The sequence below is a fragment of the Paenibacillus mucilaginosus 3016 genome, from assembly GCF_000250655.1.
Classification (GTDB): domain Bacteria; phylum Bacillota; class Bacilli; order Paenibacillales; family NBRC-103111; genus Paenibacillus_G; species Paenibacillus_G mucilaginosus.
The window spans coordinates 7878267-7892932 of the sequence record NC_016935.1; the positions used below are offsets into that span (position 1 = coordinate 7878267).

General features: G+C 41.6%; 8 protein-coding genes. All 8 read right to left on the reverse strand.

What is annotated here, in order from left to right; all coding sequences use genetic code 11:
* Positions 1–17 precede the first annotated feature (17 nt).
* A complete protein-coding gene (locus tag PM3016_RS32740; protein ID WP_014372344.1) occupies positions 18–1943 on the reverse strand; it encodes a 3'-5' exonuclease in 1926 nt (641 codons plus the stop codon).
* 162 nt (positions 1944–2105) lie between these two features.
* Positions 2106–2810 carry a YHYH domain-containing protein gene (locus PM3016_RS32745; protein ID WP_014372345.1) on the reverse strand — a complete coding sequence of 235 codons (705 nt, stop codon included), beginning with the start codon at positions 2808–2810 and terminating at the stop codon, positions 2106–2108.
* A gap of 460 nt (positions 2811–3270) precedes the next feature.
* Positions 3271–4041 carry a hypothetical protein gene (locus tag PM3016_RS32750; RefSeq protein ID WP_014372346.1) on the reverse strand — a complete coding sequence of 257 codons (771 nt, stop codon included), beginning with the start codon at positions 4039–4041 and terminating at the stop codon, positions 3271–3273.
* A gap of 107 nt (positions 4042–4148) precedes the next feature.
* Positions 4149–5393 (reverse strand): DNA sulfur modification protein DndB, encoded by a 1245-nt coding sequence (locus PM3016_RS32755; RefSeq protein ID WP_014372347.1) that lies wholly within the window; start codon positions 5391–5393, stop codon positions 4149–4151.
* Between the two features lie 10 nt (positions 5394–5403).
* Positions 5404–5907, reverse strand: coding sequence for a GIY-YIG nuclease family protein (locus PM3016_RS32760; RefSeq protein WP_014372348.1), 504 nt, complete (start codon positions 5905–5907; stop codon positions 5404–5406).
* A gap of 72 nt (positions 5908–5979) precedes the next feature.
* Positions 5980–11289 carry an FtsK/SpoIIIE domain-containing protein gene (locus PM3016_RS32765; protein WP_014372349.1) on the reverse strand — a complete coding sequence of 1770 codons (5310 nt, stop codon included), beginning with the start codon at positions 11287–11289 and terminating at the stop codon, positions 5980–5982.
* Positions 11289–12821, reverse strand: coding sequence for a methylation-associated defense system protein MAD7 family protein (locus PM3016_RS37725; protein WP_014372350.1), 1533 nt, complete (start codon positions 12819–12821; stop codon positions 11289–11291). Before PM3016_RS37725 ends, PM3016_RS32765 begins: the two co-directional genes overlap by 1 nt.
* On the reverse strand, positions 12814–14652 hold the full coding sequence (locus PM3016_RS32770) for a hypothetical protein (RefSeq protein WP_014372351.1): 1839 nt from the start codon (positions 14650–14652) through the stop codon (positions 12814–12816). The genes PM3016_RS37725 and PM3016_RS32770 overlap by 8 nt, the downstream gene beginning before the upstream one ends.
* Between the last annotated feature and the right edge of the window lie 14 nt (positions 14653–14666).

A 14666-nucleotide genomic window follows, 5' to 3' on the forward strand; every position in this document is an offset into this window, starting at 1 on the left:
TTTCCCCCCGCGTCCTCCTACCCCATCCTCTTCCCCGCCGCATCCTTCGCCGACTCCGCCCGCCGCGCAGCCACTTCATCCAGATACTTCGTGAACTTCGACTCCCCGCTGTACGTCAGATAGAGATCATCCAGGGCACGCGTCATCCCGATGTAGAACAGAGACACCTCCCGCTCCTCCACATCCACCAGAGGGAACGGCATGTTCTCAATGTTCACCAGAAACACGGCACGGAAATCCAGCCCTTTGGCGCTGTCGATCGTCGAGACCTTCACCTGGTCATCCTGCCTCACGAATCGGCGCTTCGACTCCGGGCTCTCCGTAATCCAGTCGAAGGCAATGCCCTGCCGGTCCAGCTGCCGGCGGATCATATCGATATAGGAAGCCTGGTGCGTATTCTTCACCCGATACAGGATCGCGATGTCGTGCAGAGGCACCCTTTTCTCGCGGCTGAGCTTGCGGATCTCCTCCGTCACGAACCCCATCTCCTGCGCGAAGCCTTGGCAGCGGCGGATCACCGGCTCCGGCCCCCTGCGCTTGGTCGCCTGCGGCGGAATGATCTCCACCCCGTCCACGGAACCGGCCTGCACCTTGGTCTGCAGCTGCGAGTGGCGCTGATAGAACTCCCAGGCGAAGCGCACGATCTGCGCCGTATTGCGGTAGTTGATCGTGAGAATACGCGAGCGTCCGCGAAAATCCAGCCCCGTCTCCTGCGCCAGACTGACCCGGCGTTTGAAGATCGCCTGTGCCCGGTCCTCCACCAGCAGCAGGGACTGGGTGTCCGGGTTCAGACAGGCACTGAGCAGCCGGAGCCATTCCGGCTCGAAGTCCTGCCCCTCATCGATCAGGATCGCATCGTACTTGGGGACGATGGCCTCTTTGCGGGCGATTTTGTCGAGCAGGTTCGGCAGGTCCTCCTCCTTCATGCGGAAGGAATGCCGCAGCCACTCGTGGAAGTTGTACACCTCCACCGGGCAGCGCCGCGGCCCCTCCGACGAGGCCTGGTCGATCAGGTCGAACAGATCCTCCGGCTCCTCGAACTTCCGCTCGATAAGCTGCTTGAGGCTCCGGGACAGCGGAATGCCGTAGCACAGCACCAGAATGCGCCAATCCGGATGCTCCTTCGCCAGAATCTTCGCCCGGCTCGCCAGCACGAGCGTCTTCCCGCTGCCCGCCACGCCGCGGATCAGCCGGTGCCGGTCGCCCACCTGCCGCGCCATGTTCTCCTGATGCAGGTCCATCGTCTTGATGTTATGCATGGACAGCAGCAGCTGATCCTGGTAGTACACCGGCTCCTTGTACTCCGCGCTTATGCGCACTTCCGGGAACAGGTGGAACCGGATCGCCTGAATATCCTCATGCGTCAGCATATACCGCCGCCGGCTCCATACCGTGAACATGCCGTGGATTTTCTCCTGCAGGATCTCCTCCGAGAACCCCTCATCGTCCGTGTCGACCTCATCCCGGCACAGCACGAACTCCGGCGCAATGACCTGGTACAAGCCCAGCTTCACGAAGTCCTCCTGTTTCATCCGGGTGAACACGGTGCCGAACCCGTAAGCGAACTTCAGGTTCCCTTGGTACTGCCCCTCCTGCACGATCAGGTTCTTGTCCTTCTTGAGCTGGTTCGCGATCAGGCGCACGTTGTCCCTCGCCTGCTTGTAGGGATTCTTCACCGTCACCATCTCGCCGCTGCCCGATGCCCGCAGCACCCAATCATCCTGATTGATCTGATACAGCGTGCTCTTCGTGTAATCCTTCACTTCCAGAACCACCAGCCCCAAGTCCGGACCGATAATGACCAGATCCGGCCGCCGTCCCTGAATCTCCGGTTCATAATAGACGATATAATCATCCGGCAGATGCCGCTTCAATGTCTCAAACACCAGCCGCTCCCCTGGCGTCGCGCTTCTTGGGATGTGCTCGGGTACCGTCAGTGCCATACAACGCGCCTCCCTAGTGCTTAGTACCTAATTGATTTTATTATAATACGAGCGGCCGGAGAACGGTACCCGTTCCAGATTTCAATTTGTTGGAAAAGGAAGAAAACTGAAAAGCCCATCTCCCGAGGGAAGACAGGCTTAGATTTACAGCGGTGTTCCGCGTTATTTCGAGATTGTAAACGTGTTGTTCGCAAAAGAAATCTGGAGCCCCAGCTCTTCCACGGCGAATTTCCAGGTCATCGGGAAGTAGGTGACATCGTTCAGGACAAGCACCGGGTACTCTTCCTTCGCGTTATCGAGCCAGACATCGTTCACGTAGATGTTGAACCCCGGCTTCTTGGCATACAGCTTGGAGGCCGGCGTACCGTAGTCCAGGCTCAGCGCGGCACCGGCACGGTCGGTCTTGCGGATCGAGAAGCCCGTATTGGCATCCCACGCCGTATCCAACCCAAGAGCCTGCGTGTAGTTCCAGGTCATCGGGAAGTACGTGATGTCGTTATACACGATCACCGGGGACGCCGTGGAAGCGTTGGCAACCTGCTGACCGTTCACCACGATGCTGAATGCTGGCAGAGTCACCTTCACCGTTCCTGGAGGAATCACTTCTTTGGGCGTACTAGGTGCAGGAGCTGGCGTGGCTGCTTTGCTGCTGGAAGAAGAACTGCTGCCGCTCGAGCTGCTGCCACTGGATGAAGAGCCGCCGCCATTGTGATAATGGTACTCCCCGTACTCGTAGCCCCATTTCTCACAATTGGTTCGACAGGTATGCCCGCCGCTCGAATCGGTCCGCCCCGGATGAGCCGCGGCCACGGAAGAGAAGGTCAAGCTGAGCAGCGCAATGATAAGTGCCGATTTACGCAAATGCATGTTGGATTCCCCTGTATGCTATGTATGACACGAGGGGATTTTAACACGGCCGCGTGATACTGGCAATGCAAAGAATGGAAGGGGGGGAGGGATTACCTTATGCGACGGAAGGATTGTTCTTTCATCGGTTAATTCAATTATACAACTCAAGGGTAGAAAAAAAGAGCAGCTCTGACAAACTAGGGAGTGCTCCCCCACCTCCTTTGTTACTCCACCACCACCTCGAAAATCTGCTTCACAAAATCCACATGCTGCAAAAAAGTCTGCAAGGCTATCAACACCTCTCATAGTAAACGTAAATACTTAGTTCGGTAGACCGAGCCGGGAAGCAGCATAATCTGTAACGACGTCAATAACCAAATTTTCAATCGGGAGCATGTGGCAGTTATAAATTCTGTGCTAGTTGGTTAGCACCCTTGATTTACATGGGTATTGAATTGTTCATTTTGAGTGATTACTATTAAAGCTCTAACACTCTGGTATCATAATCTTCAAAATGCAAGTATTTTAAAAGTGTATCCAAGTCAACTGATTCTTCTAATCGTCCAAAATCAAACAACGCGGGATCTTCAATTCGATACCCATTAAATCCATATTTAGCCAATAACAACATTTGAATTGTGAATAATATTATTCTTGAGCTCAGTTGTATAATTTCCACTTCCCTTGTAAGTCCATCAGACCAATCTTCAGGAAGCGGAAGCAACCTTGAACCATGAGCAAATTGATTGCGCAATCTTGATACTAAAAACAATCCCTTGGCGGCATGATGTTCCCTTTCAATAATTTTCAACTCTTGTTCTGATAACTCTTCTTGAAATATGTTATACAATTTATTGTACGCCTCAATAAAACCTTTAATTGTTGGCCCCTTATAATTTTTACTTATAAACTTTCTACCTAAATATGTAGTTGAGTCCTCGTTGGTCTTAGTGATAAATTTTAATATTAAAGATTCTATACTCCCCCAAATAAAATTAAAGATTACTAACTCGGCACATAATTTTGACCATAATTTACTTTTCTCATTGGAATACTCTAGCGAAGCACTGCATATAAAAATCGATGAATCATATCTTTCAGTGATGACATTTATCTGCTCAACTCCAGCGGCCATATTCAGCCAGTCAGTAATATTTTGAAAATCTTCTTGAGAGATTTCTTCGAACTCAATTGCATTTAATATTCTCATCAAGCAATATGCATGTTCATTTATAGAAATGTATTTCAAAAATAACCACTCCTCGCAGTTATAAAGAAACGCTAACAATAAGACCTATAACTTTATAATTAGAAAAAGAAGTAAACTCATCAAAGCTTACTTCTATCAATTAATTGCTATTTTTTTGAAATGTCTTTTATCTCCTCAAGTAATTCTTCTGTTTCGGTGGCCCCCATATTAATTTTTGCAGCATAACCCTTGATTAGTTCCCTCACATTTTTCTCTGTTAATAATTTCGAATCATACATGTACATTAACAAATGTGTCACTAATTTATCTGCTTTTGGGAGCATAACTTTTTCATAATCATTCCATAACACTTGTTTCCACGGTAATTCATTAAGATTAAAATTAATCTTATTCATTCTTTGTAATATTACACCATACGTTAGATTATTTTTCTTATTAATCTCAATAATACTGTTCACAAAGGGTTGGAGCCCTAGAGGTCTGAAGAGTAGTTTTCCACCATCGTCACTATTTCGATATGGAAGTGCCGCTGCATTACTATTTTCCTTCAAAAATTGTCTTACATGATCTATATTTTTAGTAAACTCATTCCAAAATAACTCACTATAATCATTGAACAGTTGTATGAAATCTCCAGACGGTCTCTTCCTTAACATCTCCTCTCTATTATATTTCAAATTATGTTCTTTCATAAAAGCCTTTAGTAAGTATAAATTACAGTTATAGAGCGTTTCTATCGAAGTAAATGCTGTCTTGTTTTTATCTGAAATTGCTTTTGTTTTATCTAGACTTATTCTGTTTCCCTCAAATAAAACATGGTTCTCAACCAAACTTCTAGTGATTATTGCTACAACATCGTCTTCATCAAGTGCAATGATTTCACTAGGAGTAACTGGCTTAGCATATCGGTTTAAGGTACTGAATAATCTTCTAGTTCTCTCCATACCTTCTTTTGTTTTTCTATGACTTATTAATATTACTGGAATTTCTTCATTACCTAGAGCTTTATTTTCCTTTAAAGCACTCTTTATACCTTCAATTCGATGTTGACCATCAACAGGAAAGATTTTTTCATCACCAGTAAACTCTAGAAGGCCTATTGAGGTATATCGTGTCTCCTTGTAGTCAAAATCAACTTCAATCCAGTTAGGATCTCCATCATAAACTGCTAGTACAACCGAGTTAAAGAATCTTTCATCATTTTGTAGTAGGTACTGTTTAATACTTAGATAATTCTTAGTAATACTTCTCTGAATCATGTCAGATAAAGTCTTGGATTTATGAAGTTCATCTCCAATTCTTTTTACGTTTTTAGCCAAGTCCTTAAATGTTAATGTAGCTATATAATAATTCCAATCACCAATTTTAGCATTGATCGCTGGGATCCTCATATTTTATCTCCTAACCAAATGCTTTTTTACTTTTTCTTAGTGTCACATCTTTTATTTCCGAGCAAAATGGAGGATGTATTGATTCGATTAGTCTTTTTTCCACTTCATCAATGACATCATTATTTTCGAGTTCAGTATAATAAATATGAAGATTTTCGCCCCAGAACTCACGCATCTTTATTACTTTGGGTCTTTTGTTTTCAGTTAAATATTCTCTGCATCTTTTTTTCAAATTTTGTTGTCTACTGAAATGTGCTCTTCCTATATACATAATTTGTCCGGATAAACTTGGTAGCAAATGATGTTTGGCGCAAAAAATATATATACCGCCTTTCCTAGGCAGTTTATCCATATCCGTATGAAGAACACCTGGTTCTGATAAAAATTTGACCTCTTTCCATTTTAGCTTCGAAAAATCAACAATATCGCATCCATGATATAGATCCGGGCAGACAAATACATCTTCAACCTTAAATTTTATTTTACGAAGCCCTGTTTCCAGAAAATCCATCATACAAAAATTACTCCTTACATGATGTTTATTAACTACAGTTTAAATCATGAATAGAGAATTTAGAAAAAACATTCAAAATAAGAACGAAAAATCTGTACTCGACAAAAAAGGAACTTGCCCAAATATTAACCCAGACTCCCCTTGAAGCCTAGCAGCCAAGTGCCCCTTTCCAAGTAACTTCTCCGCCCCTTTTTCACCAAGGGAAATCTCAGAGGTTCCTACACTCTCGACCCGCAATATTAACCGATTCCCCAAGTTATCCCTTAACTGAACCGGCAATACGTTTGCGTCAGGTCGTTGAGCAGCAAATATCAAGTGTATGCCCGCGGCGCGAGCTTTAACCCCTAGTCGCTGAACAATGGAGGAGACTGCACTCTTATATTCATCAACAAGCATCCATTCGGCGAACTCGTCGTGAATTAGGAAAATAAGGGGAAGCTTTTCGCCATCCGATACTACTTTCGCATTATAATCTTTCAAGTTATTCACTTTGATTTCTTTAAATTTCTGATACCTGTCATTCATCTCAACGACAAGATCCTCAAGTATCTGCGTAGCTTTGCCCTGATCATCAATGATACCTTCAACAAGATGTGGAAGATCAGCAAGATGCATGTAGTCGACACCGTACTTAGGATCAATTAAAAAAATGTGTGCTAGATCCTTACTATTCGTTACACATATATCCAATATGAGGTTTTGAAGCAACACCGATTTACCACTTCCCGTTGCACCAGCTATAAGGGTATGTGGTGCATGTTGAGCTCCGCCCTCAAACTCGCCACCGAGATTTAAATACAGGAGCTCACCATCAATCTCTTTCACACCAATGACAAAGCTCATGTTTAGACCCGATGCATTAGTCTGTACCTTTCTTACTTTCCACACATCAGCTAACGAAATACTTTGTCGTTGTGGACGAGCCAAGGAAACAACGATTTCACCAGGTTGTGCCATTATATTTATTACACTAAGGGCATGCGTCGTAAGAAGCATGGATCTTTTTTTCTCGATATCATCAACCCTTAATTGATCAGACCCTTTTAACCTTATGACAACGGCATTTGGGGTCAAACGATGCCCAATAACCTTGGCCTGCAGGTTATAACTTATTAATGCGAGTCTTAGTTTATTTACTGTTTCATTAACCCACGATTGATCCTCATTACTTTCCTCAGTGCCTTGGGCATTTTGCTGAATCCAATTAGCTAATTGAGGACTAGCCCATGATATCTCGGGGTTGTTTTCATTACCTGTCTCGACATCATCTACTACTTCTGCGATATCAGCTTTATCAGCTTCATCTGTATCTGTATCTGCCGCGGCCACCTCAGAGCCAATCTTCGCTTCTACTTCTTCAGAGGTCCTAGGCAGTATGCTTTGATTGGAACTCTCCCCATTGTAACTCGCAGCAACAAAGTTAATTCTAGGTGCGGGTACCTTGGCTTCACAAAGTTCCCATGGCTTGCTATCATCTAACTTCTCACGAATTGAGATAATAGACTCTCCTTTGTGATACGCCAACACTAGTTCTCTTACTAGATCCCTAGTAAACACTTCTTGGTAGCATTTTTTAGCATTAGTAATAGGAACTCTTTCGCTATCTAATGCAATATCAGGTAGAGTGGACAAGAATACATGGGAGTATCCTTTAATCTCAATAGGAATATCTCCATTACGAATCCCCTCTCTCAATTCTTCAACAGTGAATGGTGCTCCTGGAGGTAATTCAATACCGTCATTTAACATGTCGCTCAATCTAGACAACCATAAATCCCGATCAAGTCTTCCTGGATCACCAAAAAGTGCGTTATCCATTCTCGTTACGGTATCACGTAACTGTTTTGAGGAATTCTTTTTCGCTTCGGAAACACCTTTAGCATCGACATATTTCGCTTCAGATACGAATACTTGTAGTTGTGGTTTGTTATCCACCATTTTAGGTTCTAAAGCTAGTATATCCGCAATTTGTTCCTCTTTTTGTCCAAGCCATGTTGCATAATCGTCCAAGAAAAACCAACCAGTAGCTTGCTCTTTTTCCATTTCAGATTGGAGAATTGCTTTACTTAATACAACTCCGATTAATTCACCCGCAAATACTCCACGCTTTGCTGCACGGAGTACAATATCACCCGAGATCGCATTCGCATCTTCGATAAAACGATCTGTAAGCTGTACTAAATCGTTGTCTGATAACCCTAAATTTAGAGCATTTAATCGTCTTTTTACTAATACATTAAGCAAATTCAATTGCGATTTTGATGAGACAACTATATTTGAGCCATGAGATTTATTGTGTTGGTACTTGATAACTTTAACACCTAAGTTTCTCAGTTGCCTACGCTCTAATAGTTCATCATAATTGACTACCCATTCACCGAGCTTATGTGCCTCGTCGAATATAGCCTTAACTTTTTCATTCTGAAAAGATATTTGTCTCGCTGGTAGGAAGAATGTTCCTGGGCTAACATCTTTTCCTTTCACTACGGAGTAAACCGATGAAAGATAAGACCAACCAACAGACGGTTGACTTGGACATGCTAGATATACAGTTGATTTAAGTTCATCTTTGGCCGCGGAGCGTCTCTTCGCCCACCGAGGAGGGTAATGATTAAGGAGCTCGGGAATCTGCCTAACCCTTACTTCATCCCATTCAAGATTCGCTTGCCTTGAGATGACATCTTGCAAGAAGACAATATCTGCCGCCTTTCCTTCTTTTGGATCCAATGAAGTTGCTTCATGTGCCATGACACCTACACGCAAACGTGCCATAAAGTCACGAGTTACTTCACTTGCTACAAAAGAGTCAGCATCACTATCCGTATTCTCGATCATTTTCATATACAATTCATTTAATTTATTTGTATCCCGATGTCTCAAGATAACTTGACAACGAACCTCATCCTCAGCTTCATGCATTGTGGCCAATGAATTCACAATTGTCTCTGGTAGTCTTGTAGAATCACAATTGTACAGGACTAAGCTTAGATTGGTCTTTTCATGAGGTTGAAGATCTAAATAACGTTCAACAAGACTCAGCAGCTTAAGACTTGCTTCTTTAGGATCCTCATTGGTCTGCATATCTACATCATCACGCACAGGACATTCCATTAAGGTGTAATCATTCTTAGCATCCGTAATCGAAAGAAGTACCGGTTCCTGGCCCTTATAACCTACTGCTACTTCTGGATAGTAAGGGCTTAAAATTTCATCTTTGAGGTCTGTGAAGAATAACCGTTGATCCCCAAAGTCTACTTGATCTGTAGTCAAGACATAATTAATTAATCCAATGACTTGTCGAGCTTTCACGGATTTAGCAGCCATACGCATTGGGTGCCATGGGGCTATTATAGTCATAGGTTTGTTCTTATCCCCATCCACCCTCACATTGCCAATACTCATAACCGGCTGTATGATATCAATCCGATTCTTATCTCCCAACGCATACTCTTGTAAGGAACGCAAAAACTTATCGTACAACTCACTTTGTTCAATCAATGACTCCGAACTAATACCATCTACTAGCCAATCATTTATAGATTGCTTATATTTAACCGAGAAATAATTCCAGGTTTCTTTAAGAGCATCATAATCCCTTTGTGAGAGTCTTTCCTCTTCAAATGATTTCTTTAAATTATTTAGAATCACTTTTTGCAGATCCGTTGTCTTCGCGTAAACTCCAACTAAAGAACCTCTATCTTGGCCGAACACTGCTTGAATTGTACCAACATCGCTTAAAGATAATCCTTGAAGTTTTCCTTTTTTACTTACAGGATTCTGGGACACACTTGAATAGGAGAACGGATGCTCTGCTAATCGCTTCAGATCATCATGAAGTTCCAGTCCAATCTCCAACGGATTGCCTTGCCAAATGAGCTTTACTTCATTTTTTTGCTTTGTTCCTTGCAAATCGTGGTAAGTAAGCTCAATATAAAATGCAATTTGAATGGCGGTTTTAGCCGTTGAAGTATTCTTTTTGTAATTATTTTTCTCTCTCGACTCTTTAACTAATTGATCGTACTTAAATAAATGATAAGTCTCCCAATTCACTTGCCAATTTGTTAATTTCTCCAGCCCTCTATACACATTGCAGAAGTATAATCCTACATCTTCATTTAAGTCCAACCAGGACTTCTTACTGGTCGTCTTCTGAGTACGAATCTTTAGGGTCTTTTCCCCATTAAAACTATCGCACTGTGTAAAAAGTCGTTCAGTTGCTTCTAATAACCCAACTAAAAAATCAGTACATTCGATCGCCTTTCCATAAACATATCTGTCCCACTCAGCCTTAAGAGCCTTGTCCGTCTCTAAATTATGTCTGTGTTTATCATAAAAATCCTTATCTTCCTCAGTAGCTTCCTTAGCTTTCCTCTTATTGAAAAGTTCGTTGAGATTATTTAAATAGGTGATTTCTTCATCCGTAAGGGTATCAGGAAACTCATCCTCATATAGTTGTCGAGTTTTTTCCGCCAAATTTATTTTCATTGGCTTCAACTCAAAAAATAATAAGTTAACTTTGTCCGATTCCCATTCTAATTCAGAAAGATTTTCGGCAGCAGCAGACCAATTAACATCCGATTCAATGAACAATTCCATAATTGGTTGAATAGACGGATCGATCTGGCTCTTTACTTTTTCGTAAGATGCCAAAACTTCATTATTCTCGATAATTTGTCGATTAGGGTGTTGCTTATATAAATAACAAGCTCTTTTGGTATACGCTTCTACAAACATCTTTTTCCATCGACTTGCATGACCTAATGCACTTGCAGGTATAGCATCAAAATAAAAGGAATCTCGAGGGATACGAAGAGCAGGCAAAGCCCAACCAAGTGCCCGAATTACAGGAACACTATCCTCAGCAATTGTTTCACGAACCTTTACAACAAATTCGCTAAATTCCTCAAGACTGCATTCATTGGCTTCTTGCAGCCCCTTTAAGGCTTGTTGCCAATATTTTTTCTGTTCATCACTTAAGGGTAGATCTTTGCTTGCTACTTGAACCCAGATGTCTGGTTGACTCTTTAAATCGCCTGCTCCAACTCTTGCAATATCTCTTAATGATTGTCCTTGATCATCATTCGTGTTTGCTAATAATATAGCCGGTTTATCACAGGAAGCGTTTCTCCAGTATGTTGTCTTCTCATCCGTAACCATATCTTCTGATAACCCGCTGCCGTCAACTAATTTCCGAGGAACCTTAATAGCTAATGTCGAGGATAGTAACACATCCTGACTAATCGTCTTACATATATTGGAGACCTGATCTCCTGTCAGTCGATCCAATAAAAAGCGAGCCACACCCTCTTCAGATTGGCCATTTTGTAATTGTCGACGTAGATACTCGGTTGCTACTTGTCCAATTAGCTCTAGTTGATTCATCAGTGTGTTTCCTCCCGAGTTCCAAAGGGATTTTCTACATATGCGCAAGCATCGGATAGTCTACGTAGTAATCCCATACTCGCTAGTCGTTGCTCAAGACGCCTTGCATTGTCAGAGAATGCTTCTAAGTCAGCCCTACCAGCTTCCGTTAGTGCTAAAGCCTGTTTATCACCTATAATAAAACCATATTTTTCATACAGCTTATCTAAGAAGTCTTGAAATTCCATTCTTTTTGGAACAACACATAATACCAAAGATTTTAGTAATATATCCTGAGGGGCATACCGTAGCCTCCGAGCTCCCCTTCTAGAAGACAGTCCAATCTCTTTTCCCCAAACCCCGTGGAATTTATCTACATGTTGCTTATGTCTACTAATCGCGGCAGCAACAAATTTATTAATCAAGTCATCCGGAGAATTAGCAGAATCGATTTCATTTTCTTTAGGCCATTTATATTCATTATTAAGCAAAGAGATTGCTTCAGTTATATCCGTTAATTGTCCCCAAGCTTCTGTTTGAACAATCTGTCTGATATAGGCCTCTACCGCGCGCCGCGACAAATTGTTGTGTTCTGTAAATGAATCTGAAGATAGCTCTCTAATAATTGATTTCTTTGGAGATACGATTTCTAATACAAATGATAATTTTGTTTCATCCTTCAAAACAGCTTTTGCCCGATTTAGACTATATAAGATCATATGCAATCCCGTAATATTCACAAGGTGAGGAATTACGTCATATTTTGGAATGTTGCTTTCTAATAAACTCAACCAGTCGTCGGCTAACTCTTGATATTCCGGTAAATCTAAATATGGTAAATAAGCCCCTGATCTTACTGTAGATGAGTTTATTGTCTCTTTAGGTTCTAAAGCAGCAACCAAACGGTTAAATTTATTTGTTGCATTTAGAACACTCTTTTGTAAGTTTGAGATGATCTCAGGCCCTCTACCACTTCTGGCCAACATTAAATACAGCAGTTCCCCAGTTCTACCAAAGAATCTTCGATCATTAGTAGGGGCTTTGTTTTCTTTTACATTTAGGTCTTCATATAAGCAATTGGGACCATATGGGAAAATAAATTGAGAACTCCATCTTTTATTGTTTTCTCCCTCTATGGTGGTTTCTTTTAGAAATTGTACTACTGAAGCGAAATCTTCAAACTTAGGGAATCGTTTCTCTAAATATGTAAAGTCTGCGTTGATGATTCCGGCCTGCCCTTTACCCATCACTTCATACCACTGCGCCCAAGCTTCTTTATCATCATACTTATATCTGCTGGCTATTAATGATAATTGGGGATTATTGAACAAGATGTTTCGCAAATATAATCTCGACTTGGGTAAGTAAGCTAATTTGTTCGGTTCAACTTCCATTAATGCGTTCCCTGCATCTAGTTCAGCTTGAAGTACATTTAAAAATTCCATAAAACAAAGCCATGGAGTCTGCTCATCGTATAACCGATGCCCCCAAATAGCCTCATCTACCCACATATCTGAATCAATTTTAGTTGGATATGGAAGTCTATTATTCATTGTAATTTACCTCTACGATTCTGTCGTCTATTAAACCATCGGGAGTGAGTCGAATAATTCTAAAGGATAGATCACTCTCATTATCCAGATCTTCCTCATCTAATTTACGACGCAGTTCTAATTGTTTCAGAAGTTTACTCTTGAATCCCAGAAGGTCTTCGTAACATTCCCGTGAAAAACTACCTGGCAACGCACCTTCAGCTACTCGCGATAGGAACTCGTATCGAACTAGTTGTAATGGTAATTCAACAGCATCAACAGAGGGAGAAAGCCTTACTTCGATAACAAGCTTTCCAAATTGATTTATTTTTATCTGCATACTTTCTCCGCGCTTTTTGGGAACTGAAATACTTTCTTCAAATATTCTACTAACCTTAGCCTGCGAGTGACTCCCAGATGTGGCCAATATCAATTCATCATTGTTCTTAGCCAATAACCCTGTAAAAATACGGTTTAAACCTTGAGATATTCTTGAAGTGATCGGTGTTGCTACTTTACCATTCTTAGATACTCTGTATACGTCAGATAAAAATTCACCAGCGAATTGAAAGGTTGTAAGATGCCAAAGTTTAAGCTCTTCCTCTTTATCCCTAGGAATTACAAAAAACAATCTTTGTCTCTGAGAACGTAGTGAATTCAAAAAGGCTTCACCACTATCCGGCACACCTTCTAAATAATTTTTTTGATTCGCCCGAAAAGTCTGGTCAGCGCCGAAGTATGTGTCATTGAGTACAAGCTCTTCATAATACGAATACAAATCTGGGTCATCTGCGCCAAAAATCAAAATATTATCGATCGTATTGCTTGTCTCATAGCCAATTCCGAATTTGCCCAAAGCTACAAATACATCTGTTGACTCACGACGTCTTTCCGTAAGATTCTCACCTAGAATATTTCGATAAATACTTGCGAACGATGTTCTATTGTCGCCTACTATTTTTACTGCATCCGAACACGACATAAGCCTATCCTTAGCTTCGGGATGACCTAAAAGCATGTTTGATACTAAAAGAAGCAACTGTCTTATTGGAAGATGTACGCCGTTTAACTCGCATAATTCCAAGAGATCGGTAACTCTAGAACGGATAAGTTTATCGTCCTTGTTACCTTCTAGTCTTATTCGATTTTCCCAAATTGGACATTTATTTCCGGTTTGATCATCTTCTCTCAAAGAGCAGTTATTACAATCATTCCAGCCTGGGTGCTGCAATACAACGTCTACAATTTGAGGAAATAGTCTTGCAGCGCTTATTTGACTTAAATTAAACAATTTCAAATTGAAGCTGCTTTTTTCTTTTATCTCAGAAACCAGCAAATCCTCTACACAGTCTTTTACGAGCTCGGTCTGATGGTCAGAATCAATATGTTTCCACGCTTCAATTAGTTGGCCATCGTTTGCAGCAATTAAAAAAACATTACTATCATCAGAATTAAGAACAGAAGTTACAAATTGTTTTAGGATACCTCTATCTTCATCCTTAAGTTCACTGAGATCTTTTATAACAAATAATTTTTTTGAGCTTGGCAGCACTAGTTCTTTAACCTTATCATCGTTTTGCCATACTTCTAATGCCCCATTCAGCGATAACCAAATCTCCCTACAGTTATACGTTTTTCCATCCCCAGCTGTACCCGTTAAAATTACTGACTTAGGGTTGTTTGAGTTGAAATTTTCAACAAGCTCATCTAAATATACCGATTCTATAATAATAGGTTGAATATTTTTACGTTTTATTATTCTGTGAATCGCTTCATCATACATATTATCATTACGGGGAATTGGTCCATATTGCCTAAGAAAGCTAATCCAATCAGATTGATAAATAGACATTTTATATACTCCCA